This window comes from Roseibium sp. ROS1 (genome assembly GCF_054658215.1).
In genome coordinates this window covers 1,170,034-1,191,806 of record NZ_BAAGIG010000002.1, presented here as the reverse complement: position 1 = coordinate 1,191,806, position 21,773 = coordinate 1,170,034, and the positions used below count along the sequence as shown (strand labels likewise).

The following is a 21,773-nucleotide window of genomic DNA, read 5'->3' as shown; positions in this document are numbered from 1 at the left end:
ACCCGGTAGGGCAGAAAAAGATCAGAACGGAATTTCGTCGTCCATAGGGCCGCCACCGCCACCGGACGGACCGCCGTAACCGCCACCGCTGCTGGAACCGCCGCCATAGCCACCACCGAAATTCCCGCCGGAACCGGAACCGGAACTGGAACCGCCGCCGCCGAAGCCACCTCCGCCGCCGCCTTGTGAGTCATTTCCGTAATCGGGAAGACCGCCGGATGCACCGCCACCTTCGCCGCGGCCGTCAAGCATGGTCAGGTTGGAGTTGAAGCCCTGCAGCACGATCTCGGTGGAGTACCGGTCCTGACCGGACTGATCCTGCCATTTGCGGGTCTGAAGCTGGCCTTCGAGATAAACCTTTGATCCCTTGCGCAGATATTGTTCCGCAACTTTGCAAAGACCGTCGTTGAAGATCACGACGCGGTGCCACTCCGTCTTTTCACGACGCTCACCGGTGTTGCGGTCGCGCCAGGATTCCGACGTCGCAATCCGGAGATTGGCGATCGGGCGGCCATCCTGCGTACGGCGGATTTCCGGGTCTGCTCCCAGATTGCCGACCAAAATTACTTTGTTGACGCTGCCCGCCATACTGAACTCCTGTTTGTTTTTCGTTGACCCCGCCGACGATGTTCGTGTGCTTCTCCGGCACGTGTCGATAAACGGTCAACGTTGCAAGCTTTGCTGCTAGAAACCAGAACCCTAACGGCACGCCAACAGCTTCGCCGCTATTTTCGCCAGGCTTCACTCATTTTCCACAAGGCAACTCACAAACTGCTGCCTGGTTCATCCGCCTAAAATTCGAGCAAAGTCGACAGACACAATCCTTGATTGCACCAAGTTACAATTTGCTCCACTTTTGTTCCAATCAAGCCCCGATTTTTCTGTCAGGACATTATCTCATGAACTGCGAGGTTTCGGTCACCTATTTCTGCTCGGTTCCTGACGCGGCAATCGTTAATGTACTTGTTTTGTTCTTATCATTTCTGTAAAAGCGATTCAATCAGGCATCGCATCGACGAGTGCCTCTGGCACGATAATGAAAATGCCTCACTGGAAGCTCCGCCCGAAACTGCTATATCGGGGCAAACAGACATCATCGGCAATGGACCATCTTAGCGTATGCGAGAGCAACAATCGTCTTTGGGCGACGCATGCGGTCAGGAAGAACGACAATGAAGACAGCCAAGGGATCGCAGTCGGAAGAAGCCTGGAAGGCGGACCCAACACGGGTCATCAGCATCCGTGGCGCACGAGAGCATAATCTCAAGGGCGTCGACCTGGACCTGCCCCGCGACAAGTTGATTGTCATGACCGGCCTGTCTGGCTCAGGCAAGTCGTCACTCGCCTTCGACACCATATATGCAGAAGGACAGCGGCGGTACGTGGAAAGCCTGTCCGCCTACGCGCGTCAGTTCCTGGAAATGATGCAGAAACCGGACGTCGACCAGATCGACGGACTGTCGCCGGCAATCTCCATCGAACAGAAGACCACGTCCCGCAATCCGCGCTCCACAGTTGGAACGGTTACGGAAATCTACGATTACATGCGCCTTTTGTTTGCGCGTGTCGGCGTTCCCTATTCCCCTGCTACCGGTCTGCCGATCGAAAGCCAGACCGTCAGCCAGATGGTCGATCGCATTCTTGAGCTGGAAGAAGGTGCCCGCCTCTACCTGCTCGCGCCGATGGTTCGCGGCCGCAAGGGCGAGTACCGCAAGGAACTTGCCGAGCTGATGAAGAAGGGTTTCCAGCGCGTCAAGATCGACGGAACCTTCCATGAGATTTCCGAGGCCCCTGCCCTCGACAAGAAATTCAAGCACGATATCGACGTCGTCGTAGACCGTATCGTCGTGCGTGACGATATCTCCGGTCGGCTTGCCGATTCACTGGAAACGGCGCTGAAACTTGCCGATGGCATTGCAATTGCCGAATTTGCCGACAAGACCGACGAGAACGGCAACCCGGAACGGCTGATCTTTTCCGAAAAATTTGCCTGCCCTGTATCCGGCTTCACCATTCCGGAGATCGAGCCGCGTCTGTTCTCGTTCAACAATCCCTTCGGTGCCTGCCCCACTTGTGATGGCCTTGGAACGACACTCGCTTTTGAAGAAGACCTGGTTGTTCCTGACCACTCGCTATCCTTGCGCGAAGGAGCTGTCCTGCCGTGGGCGAAGACAGGGTCGACATCACCTTATTATGCCCAGACGCTGGAAGCACTCTGCAGTCATTTCAAGGTGTCCATGGCAACGCCCTGGAAGGATCTTCCTTCGGAAGTGCGCGAGGCAATCCTTCATGGAACTGGCAATGCGAAGATTGAATTCGTCTATGATGACGGCGTCCGCAGCTACCGGACAGAGAAGACCTTTGAAGGTGTAATCGGCAATATCGAACGGCGGTGGCGCGAGACGGAATCCACCTGGGTTCGCGAGGAACTGGCAAGGTTTCAATCCGATCATGCCTGCCCGGCTTGCAGCGGGTTCCGTCTGAAGCCGGAAGCGCTTGCCGTCAAGATCGCCGGCAGGCATATCGGTCAGATCACCGAACATTCCATTCGCGATGCAAGCCTCTGGTTTGAAGCCCTGCCGGAGCAACTGAACGACAAACAGAGCGAAATCGCAGGCCGCATCCTGAAGGAAATTCGCGAGCGGCTGAAGTTCCTGAATGACGTTGGCCTTGAATATCTCACCTTGTCCCGCTCTTCCGGAACACTGTCAGGTGGCGAAAGCCAGCGTATCCGCCTCGCCTCGCAGATCGGCTCGGGGCTGACAGGAGTTCTCTATGTACTGGATGAGCCGTCCATCGGCCTTCATCAGCGCGACAACGCCCGTCTTCTGGAAACGCTGAAACACCTGCGCGATCTCGGCAATACGGTGATTGTGGTCGAGCATGATGAAGACGCGGTGCTGACTGCCGATTACGTTGTCGACGTCGGACCTGGAGCAGGCGTCCATGGTGGGCAGATCGTCGCCAAGGGCACTCCCTCCGAAATCATGGCCAATCCCAATTCGTTGACGGGGCAGTACCTGTCTGGATCCATGATGGTTTCGCGCAACGACGAGCGCAGAAAAATCAACAAGAAGCGGAAGATCTCCGTTCGCGGCGCCCGCGGCAACAATCTGAAGGACATTGACGTCGACGTGCCGCTCAGCACGTTTACCTGTGTCACCGGTGTGTCGGGTGGCGGCAAGTCCACGTTCCTGATCGATACGCTCTACAAGGCCGCAGCTCGTCGCCTCAATGGCGCGCGGGACAACCCTGCCCCGCACGATCGCATCGAAGGCCTGGAAGTGCTCGACAAGGTCATCGACATCGATCAGTCACCGATCGGCCGGACCCCCAGATCCAACCCGGCGACCTACACCGGTGCCTTTACCCCGATCCGTGAATGGTTCGCCGGCATGCCTGAAGCCAAGGCCAGAGGCTATCAGCCCGGCCGGTTCTCCTTCAACGTCAAGGGAGGCCGCTGCGAAGCCTGTCAGGGCGACGGCGTCATAAAGATCGAAATGCACTTTCTGCCGGATGTGTACGTCACTTGCGACGTATGCAAAGGCAAACGGTACAATCGGGAAACGCTCGAGGTCGAGTTCAAGGGCAAGTCGATTGCCGACGTGCTCGACATGACCGTGGATGAAGCCGCCGTGTTCTTCTCCGCAGTACCCGCCGTGCGCGACAAGATGGAGACTCTGGCGCGTGTCGGTCTCGGCTACATCAAGGTCGGCCAGCAGGCGACCACGCTCTCAGGTGGTGAAGCGCAGCGCGTAAAGCTTGCGAAGGAACTCTCCAAGCGCTCGACGGGGCGTACGCTGTACATTCTGGACGAACCCACGACAGGCCTGCATTTTCACGATGTCGCAAAACTGCTGGAAGTGCTTCACGAACTGGTCGACCAGGGCAACACCGTACTGGTGATCGAGCACAATCTTGAAGTCATCAAGACGGCAGACTGGATTATCGATCTGGGACCGGAAGGAGGCGACGGTGGCGGCACGGTGGTTGCTACCGGGCGGCCTGAAGACGTTGCCGAGGTTTCGGAAAGCTACACGGGTCAATTCCTGCAGGAACTGCTGCAGCGACGTCCGCAACGGGCACACGACGCTGCGGAATAGGTCTTAACCAGTCTCCAGTTACGTGACGACAGGCATGTGTGCACCGCACACATGCCTTTTTCATTTGTATTTCCGCATGTTCCACGAATCATCTCGAATCTGCCTGCGCAGGCTTTGCTGCATTGCATCAAACGCATGTCAGGCATGCAGAGATGGCACTTCTTTTATTTCGAGTGGTGAAATATATCATTGGACAACAACGGCGCGGAACGCACACGCGTTTCGATAATTAAGGAATAAGAAGATGTTTGACACCGTGCGCCAAAAGTACAGCAACTGGGTGAGCTACCGCCGTGCGGTTGACGAATTGTCCCGCCTTTCGGCTCGTGAGCTTGCCGACCTCGGCATCTGCCGCAGCGACATCAAATTTGTCGCACGTCGTCAGATTGGCTGAATGAAATAAAGAGATCGCGTCCCTAGGCATCCTCCTCCCAGCCGACGGGCGTGTGACACGCAGGGCATCCTCCTCCCAGCCCTGTCACGTCGAAACGTCGCCCGCCAGCACCTCCTCCCGCTGGCGGGCGTTCGTTTTTCTGGCGTCCTGATTTCCTCCCATCCCTGTCTGGTCAGGCAAGAGATCCCTCAAAATTCTGACACTCCAACGCCAAGTGCGATATCTGGATGTGCTCAACTGTCTCCAGGTCGATGTCTCTGCTCTTGCGGCGACAGCTCGCTCATTCCTCCAAGCGAAGCGCTCCCTGTGAGAACGCCCAAGCGATGCGAGTCAGCACAAAATAGGTATTCACAAGCTGGGTCGTTACCCGGGCCGGGGACGCATTCGGATAATTTGATGTCTTCGCTTGTTGCGATGCCATGTTTTCGATTGGGCTGGTAGATCGACAACCTGTCTTGTGAACTCAACCGTCTTCACCGTCTATCGCCGCCTGCCTTCCGTCATCGCAGATCACCCGTGCGTACCAGGTCAGTCTAAAGTTTTCAGGCGATACCAAATGACGGGCTGATCCGTAGAAAGGAACCCTCCCGACTGCATTTTCATTTCGCACCTGCGAACACTCAAATCATGACAGCTATGCGAAGCATGCGGGTCGTTTTGCCATTTCAACCCCATTAAGGCTTTTTTAATCTGCATTTTTTGCATATCAGCTTCGCGATTTCCCCTCTACCTCGCACTGCACAAAACACCTATCTTCCAGCCTGTAAGAGATGAACGGGCCAGACGCCGATCCGCGGTGCCATGGCCATGAGATAGCGAAAGGCCTAAACCATGATCGATACTGTTGTTCGCAAATTCAATAACTGGAAACGCTTCCGTCAGACCTATGACGAGCTGTCCAACCTGTCCAACCGCGAACTGGACGACCTGGGCATTGCCCGCTCCGACATCGCTCGCTACGCGCGCATGTCTGCGAAATAACAAAGCTTCGCGGTCAGAAGGTATCCTCCTCCCAACCTGATGACCGCATCTTCCGCGCTCCATGCGTGGAACTCCAAAAGCGCCTGCCGGTACCTCCTCCCACCGGCGGGCGTTTTTTTGTTTTGTCGGCAATCATATCGTTGCCCGACATCAGACCATTCCGTCACATCGATATGGCGCACATTGCGGTTGCCCGACTTTGCCTGTAATCAGGGCGGCAAAGCAATTGTCCGGATCCACCTTGCCGCAAGTCGGTGACGAAAGGCGGCCGGAACAAGTCCCAGGGACACAAAATGACCCCCATCCATATCATCGGCGGCGGCCTTGCCGGTTCAGAGGCTGCCTGGCAAATCGCACAAGCCGGATTGCCCGTCGTCCTCCACGAAATGCGCCCCGTCCGCAAAACGGATGCTCATCAGACCGAAGGTCTTGCCGAACTGGTCTGCTCGAACTCTTTTCGTTCTGACGATTCCGAGCAAAACGCCGTTGGCCTGATACATCATGAACTGCGTCAGCTCGGTTCGCTCATCATGTCTTGCGCTGACGCTCATCAGGTACCTGCCGGCAGTGCACTTGCCGTGGATCGGGACGGATTCTCCAACGCTGTAACGACCGCACTTCAAAATCATCCAAATGTGACGATCTCGCGTGAGGAAGTCGCAGGTCTGCCCCCCTCTGACTGGGAAAAGGTCATCATTGCAACGGGACCGCTGACGTCACCGGCTCTCTCGGCGGCAATCCTGGAAAAAAGCGGGGAAGATGCTCTTGCATTCTTCGACGCTATTGCACCGATCGTCCACTTCGAAAGTGTTGATCTTTCCAAGGCCTGGTTCCAGTCCCGCTATGACAAGGTGGGGCCTGGCGGCACTGGCAAGGACTATCTCAACTGCCCGCTGGACAAGGTGCAATACGAAGCATTTATCGATGCGCTTCTTGAAGGTGAAACAGCGGACTTCAAGGAATGGGAAGAAAACACGCCCTACTTTGATGGCTGCCTGCCAATTGAAGTCATGGCTGCCCGCGGCCGCGAAACACTTCGGCATGGCCCGATGAAGCCCATGGGACTGACCAACGCGCATAATCCGCAAGTGAAGGCCTACGCGGTTGTGCAACTGCGTCAGGACAATGCACTCGGCACGCTCTACAACATGGTCGGTTTCCAGACAAAGCTGAAATACGGTGCCCAGGCCGACATTTTCCGCATGATTCCAGGCCTTGAAAACGCACAATTTGCCCGTCTTGGCGGACTTCACCGCAATACCTTCCTGAACTCTCCTAAGGTTCTAGATGGAACCTTACGGCTCAAAGCCGATCCTCGGCTGCGGTTTGCCGGTCAGATCACCGGCTGTGAAGGCTATGTGGAATCGGCGAGCGTCGGCTGCCTTGCCGGACTGTTTGCAGTCCTTGAAGCCCGCGGTCAGGAGATCGTCCCACCACCTGCGACGACTGCCATGGGTGCGCTGCACGGTCATATTACCGGCGGACACATCACACGGGACGACGGTGCCGGCAAACCGGGCTCCTTTCAGCCGATGAATGTCAATTTCGGCCTGTTCCCCGAAGTGGACGCACCAAACAAGGATGAAAACGGCAAGCGACTGAAAGGCAAGGACAAGACCCGTGCCAAGAAACTTGCGATGACCAATCGGGCGAAGACCGACTTCTCGGACTGGCAGGCCAAGTTGGACCTTGTGAAACAGGCTGCAGAGTAATCAGTACCGATTGGCCCAATGATCAGGCATGTGCGGCCGGATCGAATGCATTTTTCATGATTTTTAAACAGGTGCTTTTTCTCGCGGGAAAGCGCCTGTTTGCGTGTCTGGAAATCAGCCCATACGGGATCAGATGGCCTTCAGTACATTCCCGGACGCTCGCCAGAGTATCCATTGCCGCCTGAGTTGAGACATCTCCGCGACCTGCTTCAACGGGTCCAGGTCTTCCCGTTCCAGTTTTTTCAGGAATGGCTCCACAAGAACCAGTGGCAGGTAGGCTGTCTGACAGGCGGTTGGTACATCCTTCGACGCCTGACGCACACGGCCGAGGTGATGGCGGACATGGCCGCGCATTTCAGCAAGCACTGCCCGAAGTTCAGCCGTCGTTTCGCCTCGAAACACTGACTGGACATCAAGGTTGTGCCGGTCACAGACGTCCTTCGGCAAATACATCTGCTGCCGCGATGCATGCCATGGAAGTGCGCGCATCAAACCGGTCAGCGCATACGCCACGCCGGCGTGCCCTGCGGCCGTTGCCGTGCTTGCCTCCTTGCCATCATTCAAGACAAGGCAAGCCAGCTGGATCACACCAGAAACGGTTTCACCAGCGTAACCTTCCAGATCGTTGAGACTTGGCATCTGGTCGTTGTAGAGGTCAAAGACCCTTGCCTCCGCCATTGCCACAAGGCTTTCTTTCGGCAATTCGTATCGGTCGATCGTCTGCAACAAGGCATTGGCAACCGGATTGGACGCAACAGCTCCATGTTCCGTGCCTTCGAGCAGGTCTCGCCACCATTGAAGCCGAACTTCACCAGGAAGCGGTTCCGACACCAGTTCTCGAATGCGGGAAATCTCGGCGCTGTAGGCATAGAGCGCCATCAGGCCATTGCGATGGGTTTCTGGTGCCAACAACGCACTGAGATAGCGGTCCTTGTCAAATTGACGAACCACATCGGCAGCATGGTCAAAATCGGTCGTCATAGAGCCCGATAGCCTTTGAGGTGCTTCAGTCGACAGCGATCAGTGCAGCTGCGACAGCCCGGTCTTCCGACAGAAGCACGTTGAAGGTCCGAAGCGCGGCACCTGTCGACATCGGGTCGGACAATATGCCCGCCTCCCGAAACAGCGTTTTCAGCTCTGCCGGCAAAGGTCGAAGTTCCTTGCCGGTTCCGACCAGAAGCACTTCAATGTCCGCCTGTTCCTCCAGAACCTTCTGAAAGGCTTCAGGAGTAAAGGCGGACGCATCGGTAACGTCCCAGCCGTAGATTCCGCTCGGAACGCATAACAAGGATCCGCGATGAGACATCCCGGCAAACCGGAAGCCGCCGTTGCCATAAGCTTCGAGCGGCGCCCGACCGGGAAAATGCGCATCGCGGATTTCCATCGTACCGTCCCTAAGCCGACGCTTTCGCCTTTGGATCCTTTTCGCCATCGTCGTCCTTCGGAGACATGGCCTCCGCACGAAGATTGAACAGGATCAGGAAAGGTGCCGCCAGGAAGATCGACGAATAGGTGCCGATCACGATACCGAAGATCATTGCCAGGGTGAACGACTGGATGACCTCACCGCCGAAGATGTAAAGCGCGAAAAGCGCCAGCAGCGTCGTGAGAGACGTCATGGTCGTACGAGACAGCGTCTCGTTGATCGACATGTCGAGCACTTCCGTCAATGGCCGCTTCTTGTATTTGCGCAGGTTCTCGCGAATACGGTCATAAACGACCACGGTATCGTTGAGTGAGTAACCGATGATGGTCAGAACGGCCGCGATACTGGACAACGAGAAATCAAGCTGCAGCAGGACGAACAGGCCAATGGTTATGACCACGTCGTTGGCCGTTGTCAGAATGGCCCCAACCGCAAACTGCCACTCGAAGCGGAACCAGATGTAGAACAGGATCGCCAGCAACGAGGCGGCAACCGCGATTGCCCCTGCCTGAGCCAGCTCACCCGAAACACGCGGGCCCACAACTTCGACGCGGCGGAAATCCACTTCCTGACCTTCGAAAATGGTTCGCACCTTGCCGATAACGGCCTGCTGAGCAAGCTCGCCACCAGGCTGTTCTTCAACACGGATCAAAATGTCGTCCGACCCGCCGAATTCCTGTACCTGGACATCCCCAAGGTTCAGGGAAGACAGATCGGAACGGATCGAGGCGACATCGGCCGGACCATCGGTCTTGATTTCGATGATGGTACCGCCCTTGAAGTCGATGCCGTAGTTTAGCCCAACGGTGAAGAAGGCGGCAATGGAGGCGATCACCAGTACGATTGACAGCGGAAAGCTGACTTTCCGCAGCCACATGAATTTGATTTTGGTGTTGTCCGGAACAATTCTCAGCAACATTTGAAAGTCTCCCGGATCAAATCGGCAATTTCGACGGACGGCGGTGGCGGAGCCAAAGGGCTACCAGCAACCGGCTGAACGTGAATGCCGAGAACACTGTGGTGAAGATACCGATGGCCAATGTCACGGCGAAGCCCTTGACCGGACCCGAGCCGAGCTGGAACAGGATCACGGCGGCGATCAGGGTCGTGATGTTGGCATCCAGGATCGTACCGAGGGCACGGCTGAAGCCTGCATCCACCGCAGAAATGACAGATCTCCCTGCCCTTGCTTCTTCGCGAATACGCTCGAAGATCAGAACGTTCGCATCCACCGCCATACCGATCGTCAAAACGATACCTGCAATGCCAGGCAAGGTCAGTGTTGCCTGCAACATTGTCAGAGCACCGAAGATCAGGAAGATGTTCACCATCAGAGCAAGGTCGGCAATGATGCCGAAGCGGCCATAGGCCAGGATCATGAAGACGATCACCAGACCGCCGCCGATGATAGACGCCAACTTGCCTGCTTCAATGGAGTCAGCGCCGAGGCCTGGGCCGATAGAGCGTTCCTCGATGACGGTCAGCTTGGCCGGCAATGCACCGGCGCGTAACAGCACGGCAAGATCGTTGGCGCCCTCCAGCGTGAAGCTGCCGGAAATCTGACCTGAACCACCGGTGATCGGCTCGCGGATAACCGGCGCGGAAATGACTTCATTGTCAAGCACGATTGCGAACGGACGGTTGACGTTCTGCTGCGTGATCTGGGCGAACTTGCGCGCGCCGGACTGATTGAAGCGGAAGTTCACAACCGGCTCGTTGTTGCGCTGGTCGAAACTGACCTGAGCATCGACAAGGTCTTCGCCCGACAGGAGCGGCGCTTCCTCGAGAAGATAAGGAATGGGCGGATCATCAACCGAAGTCATGATGACGGTGCCCGCAGGCGGACGGTTCTGAAGCGCCTGTTCGCCGGACATGGACGTATCGACCATGTGGAAAGTGAGCTGCGCCGTCTGGCCGACAAGATCTTTCAAGCGTTCCGGATCATCTTCACCCGGCGCTTCGACCAGAATCCGGTCGGCGCCCTGGCGCTGGATGCTGGGTTCCGTAGTCCCCAGTTCATCAACACGACGCCGGATGACCTCGATGGATTGCTGGACGATATTCGTCATGCGATCCTCAAGGCCACGCTCGGAATAGGAAAATCGAACCAGACCGTCTTCCGTCACGGTCATGTCAAACTCATTGACCGCCTGACCGCCAAAAACACTGGAGGCCAGCGGGTTGACGAGTGGTTGCAGACGCTCTTCCGCATCGGCCAACCGGGTCAGATCGCGAATACGAACCTGAGCGGCGTCTCCCTGAACTCCGAGCCCCGTATACCCGATGCGCGGATCTTCGCGCAGGGTTGACCGGATATCGCCGACCAGCGCCTTCATGCGCTTCTGGACGTAATCCTGCTTGTCGATTTCATAAAGCAGATAAGCACCGCCCTGAAGGTCGAGACCGAGAACCATCTGGTTCTTCGGCAGGAAGTCCGGCCAGCTTTCAAGTTGTTTTTGGGAGAAGAAATTCGGCAGCGTGGTCAGGATGCCAGCGGCAACCACAAGCACGATCAGCGCGATTTTCCAGCGTGCGAAATAGAGCATGGTCAAGCCTTAAATGCAGCCAGGCCGATCTGAACCGGCCCGGCGGTATCATCGAAGCGGCGGGGATCGCGTTACGCGTTTTCCTTGGCCGGTTCGGTTTTGGAGCGCACTTCCTGCACCATGGAACGTACGAGACGAACCTTGACGCCCTCGGAAAGTTCGACCTGCACTTCACCGTCGTCTACGACTTTGGAAACCTTGCCGATCAGGCCACCGGTGGTCACGATGGTGTCACCACGGCGAAGGTTGGCAACCATGTCCTGATGCTTCTTCATGCGCTGACGCTGCGGGCGGATGATCAGGAAATACATGATTGCGAAGATCGCCACGAAAGGCAGGATCTGGATCAAGAAACCGGAAGCGCCTGCCGGACCGGCTGCCTGCGCGTAGGCTGGGGTGATAAACATTCACTTCTCCTAAGTGGCGTTTTTGATGACCACCGACCCCGCTGTCGGGTCTTCGGCAAAAACGCTCTCATTCTGGTGGCGCGGACTATAACTGCGGCGCGCCTCATTTCAAGCTTTGCAAGCAGTTTCCAGCGTACCGGTATGGGAATAACTGACGTTTTCGTGTTTCCCGCACCGTGTTAATCCTGCCATCACTTAATTCAGGGCCTGACATGGGCCTTTTTGACAGGGCTTGCAAGAAGAATGAACGCTGAAAACGACCTCACCGCATTAAATGCAAAACTCGATTCCCTGATCGACCTTATCGCACGTGCGGTGCCGGCCCGTCCCGGCCGCCCGGATTTTTCGGTTGCTGACGCTTTCGTCTGGGCGCCTGATCCAGGTGAATTGCTACCGGTTCAAAAGGTCAATCGCGTCGATATCACGTTGCTTTGTGCGGTTTCCCATGTGCGTGATCTTCTTCTCGACAATACGCGCCGGTTTGCGAAGGGATTACCTGCAAACAACGCATTGCTGTGGGGCGCCAGAGGCATGGGCAAATCCTCACTGGTCAAGGCTGCCCATGCAGCGATCGCCGTCGAGAACGCTTCCGCCGGCTTGAAACTCATTGAAATTCATCGAGAAGACATCGAGTCGCTGCCCAAACTCATGAACCTCATCCGGGACGTTTCCTGCAGGTTCATCGTCTTTTGCGACGACCTGAGTTTCGACAATGACGACACCTCGTACAAGTCGCTCAAAGCCGTTCTTGAGGGCGGGATCGAAGGTCGGCCTGACAACGTCATTTTCTATGCCACTTCGAACCGCCGTCACCTTCTGCCAAGGGACATGATCGAGAACGAACGCTCGACAGCAATAAACCCCGCAGAAGCCGTTGAAGAAAAGGTTTCGCTGTCGGACCGGTTCGGGCTTTGGCTCGGGTTTCACAAGTGCAGCCAGGACGACTACCTGGATATGGTGCGCGGGTATGCCGCACACTTTGACCTGAAGATCGAAGCCGACGAATTGCGGGCAAAAGCGCTGGAATGGGCGACGACGCGCGGCAGCCGGTCGGGCCGTGTCGCCTTTCAGTTCATTCAGGATCTGGCCGGCAGGCTCGGCAAGACGATTTCCTGAAATGACAAAGCCCGGCGCAAGGGCCGGGCTGATTGACAAGATTCACGGTTTTTGGCCACGGATTGCCTTTTCTCATCCGGCGGATCGCAAGGTCCCACCGGATACGAGAATTGTCAGCGTCAGCGTCGCGGCAGGTATTTCAGCGGATCGACGGGCTTGTTGCCCTGGCGCAGTTCGAAATGGAGCTGCGGCTGGTTGACTGACCCAGTCGCGCCCGCTAGCGCAACCACGTCGCCGCGGCGGATCGTATCTCCCCGCTTGACCTTCAACTCGCTGTTATGTGCATAGGCAGAGACCCAGCCGTCATTGTGACGAACGAGGATCAGGTTACCGTAGCCCTTCAGTTCGTTACCTGAATAGATCACAGAGCCGTCGTCAGCAGCATGAACAGGTGTTCCTTCAGGAACAGCAAGATTCACACCCTCGTTCTTGCCACCACCCGGCTTCGCGCCGAAGTCGGAGATGATACGGCCACGAACAGGCCACCGGAACTTGGCATCCGCGCTATCGTCTTCCTGAACCTTGGCAACGACAGTTGGCGTCTTGATCGGTTCTGTGGGCCGGGCTTCCTGCGTGAGAGCGGGCTGTGGCAGCTTGGTTTTCTCTACCGTTCCCGACGGTGCCGCAGCAACGGGCTGCGAAGCGGCGGATGAAGTCTCTGGCTGACGGCGCGGTGTTGGCACGCTCGAGGAAGACGATCCGGACGAAATGGAAGCTGTCGTCAGAGTTTGATCGGATCCACCGGGTTTGCGCCTCGGCAAGGTGCTGACGCGGACAACGTCGACCTTGCCCTGGCTGATATCAGCAAATGTCGGCTGCTGACCGTTCTTCTGATCAGGCCTCGGCATCGTCCCGACAGACGTCGGCACGGAGCCAGTGACAACATTATCGCTTCGTCCAGCTGACGGCAGTTTGACCTTGCCGCTTTCGCCTTCAGTCGTGCTCGTTGAACCGTTTCGTTCAGCGTAAACGTAAGTCGGGATGATGACGCTCTGGCCCGGCTGTACCTTTGCCGGGTCGTCGATGCCATTGACAGCAACAATAGCCTGGATCGGAACGCCATACCGGCGTGCCATGGAATTGATGGAATCACCCTGACGCATTTGCACCCGGGTTCCGCCGGCAGATGTCCACCCTTTCCAGCTCCTCACATTCCCGGCCGATGCCACAGCTTCCGGTGCGGGCTGTGTCGCAACTGGTGCTGTGCGGACAGGTGCAGGACGCTGAGCCGTCGTCACCGGCGCCGGCAACGGCGCAGACTGGACAGATGGTGTTCTGTTCGGGATGGACCCCGTCGTCACCGGCTGGGACGAACTCTGTGGAAGCCCTGCGGCGGTCCCTCCAGGCCCATTCACGATATCCTGGTATGTCGGCTGCTTCTGGCCGCCGTTGAGAATATCCCGCTGATTCTGGGTATTGCCCGTATAATAGGGTGGTTCACCAAATCGCTCGACCGCGCTGGAACATCCCGCGAGAGCAACAGCAACCAGCGACACTGTCGCTACCTTGCCCATCAGATCCCTGCGGAGGGTACGCTTCCGCTTCATCATCGCCTTAACTCTAACCGCTGACTGTGGCTGTTATGGTTAAGAGTAGACGGTAGTAAGGTTTATAAAGGCTAAAGACGGTTGACGCTTTCGCTGAAAAACAACGATTTCTCAGTATTGAAGCAAACCAGAAAGCCAGCAATCGCGCCGATTATAGTAAATTTGAACAGGCAAGTGGTCGAGTAAGCTCAACGAATGCATGGGCCCAAGAATCGGCATGAAACACCGTTCTAGAGCTTCTTGGCGATTCCCGGCTGCAACATGACCGTCCGCACCATCATCAGCGTTTCCGCAGTCACAACACTCTCGGTTTTCTGGAACTTGATCAACGGCTGGGCCTTTTTTGCCTGACCGACCGGCGCGATCAGGATGCCTCCCGGTTTCAGCTGCTGCAGCCAAGGGTCTGGCACTTCTTCCACTGCCGCGTTGACGACAATCCTGTCGTAGGGGCCTTTCTGGCGAAACTCACTCAAACCGTCGGCCTGCCGGGCTTTCACGTTCGTCAGTTTGAGCGCCTCAAAACGTCGTGTTGCCAGATCCGTCAAGGTGGCGAACCTGTCGAGCGTTTCCACCTGGGCGGCCAGATGGGACATAACGGCTGCCTGATAGCCGGAACCGGTCCCTATCTCCAGAACCACGTGACTGGAGTCGATTGCTAGCGCCTGTACCGTGAAGGCAACGATTGAAGGTGCTGAAACGATCTGCCCACATTCGATCGGCAGCATTGCGTCTTCATAGGCAAGACTGTGATGGCGTGCAGACAGGAAAAGGCGCCGGGGGACGCGTTCAATTGCAGCCAGTACGTCCCTCGCCCCGACACCGCGCCGTCGCAGTGCCAGAACCAATGCAGCGCGGGCTTCCGCTTCATCCGGCAAAGCGGACGCCATCGTCCTGTTTTCCTTGCCGGGCAATTGACCGGCCATGAACCGTTCCCCCTCAGGGTTTACCCCAAAGCCTCCGCCAAGTATGTCACCAGGTCGTGGGCTGTCAGATCTATGCGTAGCGGCGAAACGGAAACATATCCATCCGCAATTGCCTGCAGATCGGAATTATCAAGTACGGATTTGCCGCGATCCTGAAAACGCAGCCAGTAATAGGGATAACCACGCCCGTCCGAACGCTCGTCGATGGACAGTCCGCTTTGTTCATGGTGCCCCTGTACGGTAACCTTGATCCCCTTCACGTCCTTGGCGTCACAGGCCGGAAAGTTGACATTCAACAACGTATATTGCGGAAGTTCGAAATCGATAAGCCTGCGGAAGAGCGCTGGTGCGTGGGCTTCAGCGGTCGAATAGTCCGGCTCGGCACGCACATCCCAGTTGTAAGCCTGGGAAACGGCGATCGACCTGATCCCGAGGATGGCTCCTTCCATCGCTCCGGCAACGGTTCCGGAATAGGTCACGTCTTCAGCGAGGTTCTGGCCCCTGTTAATTCCCGACAGCACAAGATCCGGCAAACCGGGAAGCACCTTGCGCACGCCCATGATCACGCAATCGGTTGGCGTCCCTTTCAAGGCGTAGTGCCGGTCATCGAGCTTACGAAGGCGCAGCGGGTCGCTCAGTGTCAGTGAATGGGCAACACCACTCTGGTCGGTTTCAGGAGCGATTACCCAGACATCGTCGGAAAGTGTCCTGGCAATGTTTTCCAGAACCGTCAGCCCGGGAGACTGAATTCCGTCGTCATTGGTGATGAGGATACGCATCTCGATCTTTGCTCCGTTTTCCCAAAAGCTCTTCTGACTTCAGGTCCGAAGAGCCCCAAATGAAGATGGACGGCAAACTTGCGCGGTTGCCGTCCATTGCAATCAAAATTCCGGCGGTATGCTGCGACTGAACGCCGGCGCTCACGATCCAGGCAATGCCGATCAGGCCGCCCTTCCCGCCGGTCCCGCTCAGCCGATCTTTTCCAGACCACCCATGTAAGGTCGCAGAACGTCGGGAACGGTGATCGTGCCATCGCCATTTTGATAGTTTTCCAAAACGGCAATCAATGCCCGCCCAACTGCGATACCCGATCCGTTGAGGGTGTGCACGTGGAGCGGTTGCTTGGAGTCAGTGGGCCGGAACCTTGCATTCATGCGGCGCGCCTGAAAGTCACCGCAAACGGAACAGGACGAAATCTCGCGGTAGGTATCCTGCCCGGGCAGCCAGACCTCGATGTCGTAGGTCTTGCGTGCACCAAAGCCCATGTCGCCGCTGCACAAGGTCATCACCCGGTAATGCAGGCCGAGTTTCTGCAGAACTTTCTCCGCGCAGCCCAACATGCGTTCCAGCTCGTCGAGCGAGTCTTCCGGCTTGGTAACGGAAACGAGTTCGCATTTCTGGAACTGATGCTGGCGCAGCATTCCACGCGTATCACGCCCGGCAGACCCGGCCTCGGAGCGGAAACAATAGGTGAGCGCAGTCACACGAAGCGGCAGTTGATCTTCTGGGAGAATCTCACCGGCAACCAGATTGGTCAGCGGTATTTCGGCCGTCGGGATCAGGTAGTGATCCGTGGTGGTCTTGAAGAGATCTTCCTCGAATTTCGGCAGCTGACCGGTCCCGTAGAGCGGATCGCTATGAACCAGAAGCGGCGGCGAAACCTCGGTGTAGCCGTTTTCCTGGGTGTGCAGGTCAATCATGAACTGGCCAAGAGCGCGTTCCAGCCGGGCAATCTGACCCTTGAGGATCACGAAGCGCGAACCAGACAGCTTGGCCGCAGCGGCAAAGTCCATGCCGCCGAGGTCTTCGCCCAGCTCATAGTGTTCTTTCGGAGCTTCATTGAACGTGAAGACCGGTTTTTCACCGTGCGTCTTCAGAAGCACGTTGCCGGCTTCATCCTCGCCCACAGGAACATCGTCATGCGGCAGATTGGGGATGACGGCCATGGCCGCTTCCAGATCGGCAATGAGCTTACGCTCTTGTTCTTCACCCGACTGAATGAAAGCCTTGATCTGTGCGACTTCGTCAATCAGCTCCTGCGCACGCGCGTCATCGCCCGAGCCCTTGGCCTTGCCGATTTCCTTGGAGGCGGCGTTACGCCGTTCCTGGGCTTCCTGAAGTTTGGTGATATGGGAGCGGCGGGAATCGTCCAGTGCGATCAGCTTGGCTGCGGAAGCTTCATAACCCCGTTTAGCCAAAGCCTGGTCAAAGGTGACTGCGTTTTCCCGTATCCATCTAATATCAAACATCTTCGCTTCCCGAACGACGGTCGTTTCAATCAATTCCGTCTGTCAATCCGGGAAGCGCAGCGTTCAAAGCATCAAGCGGCCGCATCCTCGGCTTCGCGTTGAGCCTCCCTTTCGGCACGCTGGCGTTCCACCAGTTTGACGGACAGAATGGAGACTTCGTAGAGAAGCAGCGTAGGCAGCGCAAGACCGATCTGCGAGATCGGGTCGGGTGGTGTCAAAATTGCAGCAGCAGCAAAGGCACCAACAATCGCATATTTGCGTTTTTGGCGAAGCGTATCGGAGCTCACCAAGCCAGCCCTGCCGAGCAAGGTCAGCACCACCGGCAACTGGAACACCAGGCCGAAGGCGAAGATCAGGATCATGATCAGGCCCAGGTATTCACTCACCTTGGCAAGATGCTGAATAGCAACCTTACCTGTGGCCGCAGCCTGTTCCTGAGACAGGAAGAAGCCCATGGCCATGGGCATGACCAGGAAATAGACGAGACAGGCGCCGATCAGGAACAGAACAGGCGTTGCGACCAGAAACGGCAGGAACGCGCCACGCTCATGCTTGTAGAGCCCGGGCGCCACGAACATGTAGATCTGGCTGGCCACGACAGGAAAAGCCAGAAAGAGCGCGCCGAAAAGCGCGAGCTTCAACTGGGTGAAAAACCATTCCTGCGGCGCGGTGAAGATCATCTCCACCGGGTGGCCCTCTCCTGCAGCACGCAGGTAAGGCACAGTCAGGATGTTGTAGATATCCGTGGCGAAATAGAAGCAGATAACGAACATCACGAGGATCGCACCGATCGACCACATAAGTCGTTGGCGCAGTTCGATCAGATGTTCGATCAGTGGCGCCTTCGAGGCGTCGATTTCGTCCTGGCTCATGCCTTTACATCTTCCGTCACCGGCGCGGTTTTCGACTTTGCCTCGGTTTCAGCCTGGGCTGTTTCCGCAGGAGGCACCTTGTCCGCATTTGCGCTGTCTGCCGGCGGCGACGCCGGTTCGCTGGCTGCCACTTTTGGCTTGTCGGCTTTCTTGGTCGCGTCTTCTTCGATGGATTTTTTCAAATCACCCAACGGATTGAAGTTGGCGGCCGATTCGACCTGCTTCTTCATGTCAGCGATATCGGCCTGTTGTTCGGCCTCACGCAGCGCGTCGTTGAAGGTCGACTGGAACTCACGCGAAAGCTTTCGCATCTTCCCAATCGTCTGGCCAAGTGTGCGCAGCATGCGCGGCAAATCCTTTGGCCCCACGACGATGATCGCCACACAGGCGATCACCAATAGTTCGGTCCACCCGATATCGAACATGAGATGTATCGTCCCTTAAGGAGACGCGATGCAGATTGAGATCAGCTCGCTTTGGTCTGATCTTCGGCGTTCACGGACGATGCCGCTTCGCTGCTCTTGTGGTCGATGGTCTTCGGAGAGTCGGCCACGTCGTCTTCGGCCATGCCCTTCTTGAAGCTTTTGATTCCCTTTGCAACATCACCCATGAGATCGGAAATCTTGCCACGTCCGAACAGCAGAACAACGACCACTGCGATGATCAAGATCTGCCAAATACTAATGCCCATACGCCAAACTCCTGATAATCGGCTTTAAAAGCCCTTAGGCCCTTCTTACAAAAACGGCCCACTCCCTGCAACATGCCAGTCTATTTGATTTCGATCACTTAGACGGAATGATAAGTTGCCCTCCCCTTAGACTTGGGAAGGTGAACGCGGAAAAACAAGCACGTCTTTCGGATCAGTCGTGACGGCGACGTCCATTCCACGCTCCCAGGGACTGCCCGCACGAACCCTTGCCTGAAGGGGATGATTGAGCCCGTCTATTGCAATAGACAACAAATCGACCTCGCCGACGAATCGTTTCGAACGAATTCTGCCGGGAACACCGCACAATCCGGCATTGTTTAAAACAACGCCTTGTGGCCGAACGCAAACATCAACCTTCTGCCCCGGCGACAAACCCTCCGATGACAAGACGCCGACCGGCGTTTCGACACCTGCCGGGGTCACAACACCTTCCAACTGGTTCAGTTCCGAAAAGAACCTGGCGGCAAACAGGTCGACGGGCGCCTTGTAGAGGTCTGCAGCCGTGCCGTGCTGAACCAGGCGGCCCTGGCGCATCAGCGCGATCTTGTCGCCCATGCGCATGGCTTCTTCCGGATCGTGGGTCACAATGATGCAGGTGGCGCGCGTTTCGCGAATAACCGCGAGCGTTTCATCGCGCACATTGTCACGGAGACGTTTGTCGAGCCCCGAGAATGGTTCGTCCATCAGGAGAATGCCGGGCCTGGGAACCAGTGCACGGGCCAGCGCGACACGCTGCTGTTCACCACCGGAAAGCGCGTGAGGATAGTCGGCTGCATAGTCCGCCAGACCGACGCGGCCGAGAGCACTCAGGGCGGCGGTCTGGGCTTCCCGTCTTGGCATGTTGGTCAGGCCGAACATTACATTCGCCAGAATGCTCATATGCGGAAAAAGCGCGTAATCCTGGAACATCAGGCCGACACCGCGCTTTTCGGGAGGCTGAAACAGTTCATCGCCGGCAATTTCCCGGCCGTTGATCAGCACCCTGCCCTTGCTCTGACGCTCAACGCCTGCGGCAATACGCATCAATGTGGTCTTGCCGCAGCCGGAATGACCAAGCAGACAAAGGATCTCGCCCGGTGCGATGGACAGGCTCAGGTCCTGAACCGATGTCACGCCATCATAATCGTGAGACACATTCTCAAAGACCAGACCTGCGGCGATGGTTGCGCCGGCTGTTCCGGGCGCACCCCAGCTCAGCGTATGGCCATTGCCATTGGTTGAAGTCGGCTTTTTGCGATCGGGCATCAGGATCCGGCGGTCTCGTCCGCGTCATCATCGTCAAACAGAGACCCGTCTTCTAGTGGATCCTCATCTTCCGTCAATGCGATATCGTCATTGGGTGTCGGCACAAGGAACGAGGCCGGCACGGCGCTGTCCAGAAGCCCAGCCCCCTTCAGCTCCTCAAGTCCCGGCAAGTCTCGGACATTCTCCAGACCGAAGTGGATCAGGAAATGATCGGTGGTTCCGTAGGTGACCGGACGGCCGGGAGTTCTGCGGCGTCCACGCATTCGTATCCATGTCGTTTCAAGCAGAACATCAAGCGTTCCCTTGGAGGTGGAAACGCCTCGAATTTCTTCAATCTCGGCGCGTGTGACCGGCTGGTGATAGGCGATGATCGCAAGCGTCTCGAGTGCTGCGCGCGACAATTTGCGCTGCTCTTCGACGTTCCGGTGCATCAGATAGGCGAGATCCTCAGCCGTTCGGAAGCACCATTTCCCCGCGACCCTCACCAGATTGACGCCTCTCGAGGCGTAGGTGTTCTGCAACTGCTCGAGAAGGCTCAACACATCCGTGCCTTCAGGCAGACGTAGTGTCAGCTCTTCAAGCGACAGCGGCTCTGACGAGGCGAACAGCAACGCTTCGACCATGCGAAGGCCGGCCGGATCCAGGGGCTTTGATGGAGCGGTTTCCTCGTCGTTTTCCAACTCCAGAAGATCGAAATCAGACGCCATGATCCGGCTCCTTCATGACGGCACGGATATAGACCGGGGAAAAAGGTTCGCCCTGCCGGATTTCGACCTGACCTTCGCGCACCATCTCGAGACTGGCGCTGAAGGTGCTTGCGACAATCGTCGCCCAATCCTTGTTGTCGTAGAGATAATCGCGCAGATAGGCATTCATCGGGGCCCATTCACCAACCCGGCCAACCAGTTTGGTGAGCAGTTCGCGCGCTTCCTGCAGCGACCATACCGTCCTGCGCAACACACGGACGGAGGTTACGGATTGCCTTTGGCGCTGCGTGGCATACGCAGACAGCAGATCATAGATGGAAGCGTCCCAGATGCTCTTGTGTTGCACCGACATGGTTTCAGGTTCACCACGATGGAACACGTCCCGTCCCTGTCTGTTCCGGGTCAGGAGTTTTTCGGAAACCTCCCGCATAGCCTCCAGACGCCGCAAACGGAATGCGAGAGCCGCGGCAAGTTCCTCACCTGTCGGTTCGTCCTCATTCTTCTGCTCAGGCAGCAACAATTTGGACTTCAGGAAGGCAAGCCATGCAGCCATGACCAGATAGTCCGCGGCCAGCTCCAGCCTCATCCTGCGGGCTTCGGCCACGAATTCCAGGTATTGTTCGACGAGTTCGAGAATGGAAATACGCGCAAGATCTACCTTTTGCGTTCGCGCCAGGCCTAACAGGAGGTCGAGCGGGCCTTCGAAACCTTCCACATCGACAACAAGTTGCGGATCGGAACTCGCACGCTCCTCGGGAGTGCTGACAGAACTGAGAAGATCATAGGAACCATCCTGCTGTCTCTTCGAGCTGTTTTCCATTTCCGCCATTGCC

General features: G+C 56.9%; 21 protein-coding genes. 5 read left to right on the top strand and 16 right to left on the bottom strand.

Annotated elements, in window-relative coordinates; translation table 11 throughout:
• Positions 1–21: 21 nt before the first annotated feature.
• A complete protein-coding gene (locus ACYQ6M_RS13560) occupies positions 22–588 on the bottom strand; it encodes a single-stranded DNA-binding protein (RefSeq protein ID WP_460074301.1) in 567 nt (188 codons plus the stop codon).
• A 584-nt stretch (positions 589–1,172) separates the two neighbouring features.
• Between ACYQ6M_RS13560 and uvrA the strand changes: the two genes are divergently transcribed.
• From uvrA to trmFO, 4 genes are all read left to right on the top strand, one after another.
• A complete protein-coding gene (gene uvrA / locus ACYQ6M_RS13555; protein WP_022998707.1) occupies positions 1,173–4,103 on the top strand; it encodes an excinuclease ABC subunit UvrA in 2,931 nt (976 codons plus the stop codon).
• Positions 4,104–4,347: 244 nt separating this feature from the next.
• Positions 4,348–4,497, top strand: a complete 150-nt coding sequence (locus ACYQ6M_RS13550) for a DUF1127 domain-containing protein (RefSeq protein WP_006933294.1) — start codon at positions 4,348–4,350, stop codon at positions 4,495–4,497.
• An 831-nt stretch (positions 4,498–5,328) separates the two neighbouring features.
• Entirely contained in the window at positions 5,329–5,478 is a 150-nt protein-coding gene (locus ACYQ6M_RS13545; RefSeq protein WP_006933293.1) for a DUF1127 domain-containing protein, read from the top strand.
• Between the two features lie 293 nt (positions 5,479–5,771).
• Positions 5,772–7,190 carry a methylenetetrahydrofolate--tRNA-(uracil(54)-C(5))-methyltransferase (FADH(2)-oxidizing) TrmFO gene (trmFO, locus tag ACYQ6M_RS13540; RefSeq protein ID WP_460074300.1) on the top strand — a complete coding sequence of 473 codons (1,419 nt, stop codon included), beginning with the start codon at positions 5,772–5,774 and terminating at the stop codon, positions 7,188–7,190.
• Between the two features lie 129 nt (positions 7,191–7,319).
• On the opposite strand, the gene ACYQ6M_RS13535 is transcribed toward trmFO, so the two are convergent.
• From ACYQ6M_RS13535 to yajC, 5 genes are all read right to left on the bottom strand, one after another.
• Positions 7,320–8,171, bottom strand: a complete 852-nt coding sequence (locus ACYQ6M_RS13535) for a phytoene/squalene synthase family protein (RefSeq protein WP_460074299.1) — start codon at positions 8,169–8,171, stop codon at positions 7,320–7,322.
• 25 nt (positions 8,172–8,196) lie between these two features.
• Positions 8,197–8,574, bottom strand: coding sequence for an Mth938-like domain-containing protein (locus tag ACYQ6M_RS13530; RefSeq protein ID WP_201030402.1), 378 nt, complete (start codon positions 8,572–8,574; stop codon positions 8,197–8,199).
• A gap of 10 nt (positions 8,575–8,584) precedes the next feature.
• The gene (gene secF, locus ACYQ6M_RS13525) at positions 8,585–9,535 is read right to left on the bottom strand and encodes a protein translocase subunit SecF (RefSeq protein WP_062488805.1); all 951 of its coding nucleotides are present in this window, start codon (positions 9,533–9,535) and stop codon (positions 8,585–8,587) included.
• 16 nt (positions 9,536–9,551) lie between these two features.
• Positions 9,552–11,162, bottom strand: a complete 1,611-nt coding sequence (secD, locus tag ACYQ6M_RS13520; protein WP_022998713.1) for a protein translocase subunit SecD — start codon at positions 11,160–11,162, stop codon at positions 9,552–9,554.
• 71 nt (positions 11,163–11,233) lie between these two features.
• Positions 11,234–11,569: a preprotein translocase subunit YajC gene (gene yajC / locus ACYQ6M_RS13515; RefSeq protein WP_022998714.1), complete on the bottom strand. Its 336-nt coding sequence runs from the start codon at positions 11,567–11,569 to the stop codon at positions 11,234–11,236.
• Positions 11,570–11,812: 243 nt separating this feature from the next.
• On the opposite strand from yajC, the gene ACYQ6M_RS13510 reads away from it, so the two are divergent.
• Complete coding sequence (locus ACYQ6M_RS13510; RefSeq protein ID WP_022998715.1) at positions 11,813–12,685, top strand: ATP-binding protein; 873 nt, start codon at positions 11,813–11,815, stop codon at positions 12,683–12,685.
• A 119-nt stretch (positions 12,686–12,804) separates the two neighbouring features.
• Here ACYQ6M_RS13510 and ACYQ6M_RS13505 read toward each other — a convergent pair whose 3' ends face one another.
• The 10 genes from ACYQ6M_RS13505 to ACYQ6M_RS13460 form a co-directional block, all read right to left on the bottom strand.
• Positions 12,805–14,235, bottom strand: a complete 1,431-nt coding sequence (locus ACYQ6M_RS13505; RefSeq protein ID WP_460074298.1) for a peptidoglycan DD-metalloendopeptidase family protein — start codon at positions 14,233–14,235, stop codon at positions 12,805–12,807.
• A gap of 227 nt (positions 14,236–14,462) precedes the next feature.
• A complete protein-coding gene (locus tag ACYQ6M_RS13500; protein ID WP_460074297.1) occupies positions 14,463–15,155 on the bottom strand; it encodes a protein-L-isoaspartate(D-aspartate) O-methyltransferase in 693 nt (230 codons plus the stop codon).
• 20 nt (positions 15,156–15,175) lie between these two features.
• Positions 15,176–15,934 carry a 5'/3'-nucleotidase SurE gene (gene surE / locus ACYQ6M_RS13495; RefSeq protein WP_460074296.1) on the bottom strand — a complete coding sequence of 253 codons (759 nt, stop codon included), beginning with the start codon at positions 15,932–15,934 and terminating at the stop codon, positions 15,176–15,178.
• Positions 15,935–16,123: 189 nt separating this feature from the next.
• On the bottom strand, positions 16,124–17,404 hold the full coding sequence (gene serS / locus ACYQ6M_RS13490) for a serine--tRNA ligase (protein ID WP_460074295.1): 1,281 nt from the start codon (positions 17,402–17,404) through the stop codon (positions 16,124–16,126).
• A 71-nt stretch (positions 17,405–17,475) separates the two neighbouring features.
• Positions 17,476–18,276: a twin-arginine translocase subunit TatC gene (tatC, locus tag ACYQ6M_RS13485; protein ID WP_022998720.1), complete on the bottom strand. Its 801-nt coding sequence runs from the start codon at positions 18,274–18,276 to the stop codon at positions 17,476–17,478.
• The gene (tatB, locus tag ACYQ6M_RS13480) at positions 18,273–18,701 is read right to left on the bottom strand and encodes a Sec-independent protein translocase protein TatB (RefSeq protein WP_460074294.1); all 429 of its coding nucleotides are present in this window, start codon (positions 18,699–18,701) and stop codon (positions 18,273–18,275) included. Before tatB ends, tatC begins: the two co-directional genes overlap by 4 nt.
• Positions 18,702–18,742: 41 nt before the next feature.
• Entirely contained in the window at positions 18,743–18,967 is a 225-nt protein-coding gene (locus tag ACYQ6M_RS13475; protein WP_460074293.1) for a twin-arginine translocase TatA/TatE family subunit, read from the bottom strand.
• 126 nt (positions 18,968–19,093) lie between these two features.
• Positions 19,094–20,233 (bottom strand): ABC transporter ATP-binding protein, encoded by a 1,140-nt coding sequence (locus ACYQ6M_RS13470; protein WP_055654167.1) that lies wholly within the window; start codon positions 20,231–20,233, stop codon positions 19,094–19,096.
• On the bottom strand, positions 20,233–20,940 hold the full coding sequence (gene scpB / locus ACYQ6M_RS13465) for an SMC-Scp complex subunit ScpB (RefSeq protein WP_460074292.1): 708 nt from the start codon (positions 20,938–20,940) through the stop codon (positions 20,233–20,235). The genes ACYQ6M_RS13470 and scpB overlap by 1 nt, the downstream gene beginning before the upstream one ends.
• Positions 20,930–21,769, bottom strand: coding sequence for a segregation and condensation protein A (locus ACYQ6M_RS13460; protein ID WP_022998725.1), 840 nt, complete (start codon positions 21,767–21,769; stop codon positions 20,930–20,932). Before ACYQ6M_RS13460 ends, scpB begins: the two co-directional genes overlap by 11 nt.
• Between the last annotated feature and the right edge of the window lie 4 nt (positions 21,770–21,773).

Coding starts and splice junctions, on each gene's coding strand:
- ACYQ6M_RS13475 (WP_460074293.1), bottom strand. CDS start 18,967: ATGGGCATTAGTATTTGGCAGATCTTGATCATCGCAGTGGTCGTTGTT.
- ACYQ6M_RS13530 (WP_201030402.1), bottom strand. CDS start 8,574: ATGGAAATCCGCGATGCGCATTTTCCCGGTCGGGCGCCGCTCGAAGCT.
- yajC (WP_022998714.1), bottom strand. CDS start 11,569: ATGTTTATCACCCCAGCCTACGCGCAGGCAGCCGGTCCGGCAGGCGCT.
- ACYQ6M_RS13560 (WP_460074301.1), bottom strand. CDS start 588: ATGGCGGGCAGCGTCAACAAAGTAATTTTGGTCGGCAATCTGGGAGCA.
- ACYQ6M_RS13545 (WP_006933293.1), top strand. CDS start 5,329: ATGATCGATACTGTTGTTCGCAAATTCAATAACTGGAAACGCTTCCGT.
- secD (WP_022998713.1), bottom strand. CDS start 11,162: ATGCTCTATTTCGCACGCTGGAAAATCGCGCTGATCGTGCTTGTGGTT.
- ACYQ6M_RS13510 (WP_022998715.1), top strand. CDS start 11,813: ATGAACGCTGAAAACGACCTCACCGCATTAAATGCAAAACTCGATTCC.
- tatB (WP_460074294.1), bottom strand. CDS start 18,701: ATGTTCGATATCGGGTGGACCGAACTATTGGTGATCGCCTGTGTGGCG.
- scpB (WP_460074292.1), bottom strand. CDS start 20,940: ATGGCGTCTGATTTCGATCTTCTGGAGTTGGAAAACGACGAGGAAACC.
- ACYQ6M_RS13505 (WP_460074298.1), bottom strand. CDS start 14,235: ATGATGAAGCGGAAGCGTACCCTCCGCAGGGATCTGATGGGCAAGGTA.
- trmFO (WP_460074300.1), top strand. CDS start 5,772: ATGACCCCCATCCATATCATCGGCGGCGGCCTTGCCGGTTCAGAGGCT.
- uvrA (WP_022998707.1), top strand. CDS start 1,173: ATGAAGACAGCCAAGGGATCGCAGTCGGAAGAAGCCTGGAAGGCGGAC.
- ACYQ6M_RS13535 (WP_460074299.1), bottom strand. CDS start 8,171: ATGACGACCGATTTTGACCATGCTGCCGATGTGGTTCGTCAATTTGAC.
- ACYQ6M_RS13460 (WP_022998725.1), bottom strand. CDS start 21,769: ATGGCGGAAATGGAAAACAGCTCGAAGAGACAGCAGGATGGTTCCTAT.
- ACYQ6M_RS13500 (WP_460074297.1), bottom strand. CDS start 15,155: ATGGCCGGTCAATTGCCCGGCAAGGAAAACAGGACGATGGCGTCCGCT.
- surE (WP_460074296.1), bottom strand. CDS start 15,934: ATGCGTATCCTCATCACCAATGACGACGGAATTCAGTCTCCCGGGCTG.
- tatC (WP_022998720.1), bottom strand. CDS start 18,276: ATGAGCCAGGACGAAATCGACGCCTCGAAGGCGCCACTGATCGAACAT.
- ACYQ6M_RS13470 (WP_055654167.1), bottom strand. CDS start 20,233: ATGCCCGATCGCAAAAAGCCGACTTCAACCAATGGCAATGGCCATACG.
- ACYQ6M_RS13550 (WP_006933294.1), top strand. CDS start 4,348: ATGTTTGACACCGTGCGCCAAAAGTACAGCAACTGGGTGAGCTACCGC.
- secF (WP_062488805.1), bottom strand. CDS start 9,535: ATGTTGCTGAGAATTGTTCCGGACAACACCAAAATCAAATTCATGTGG.
- serS (WP_460074295.1), bottom strand. CDS start 17,404: ATGTTTGATATTAGATGGATACGGGAAAACGCAGTCACCTTTGACCAG.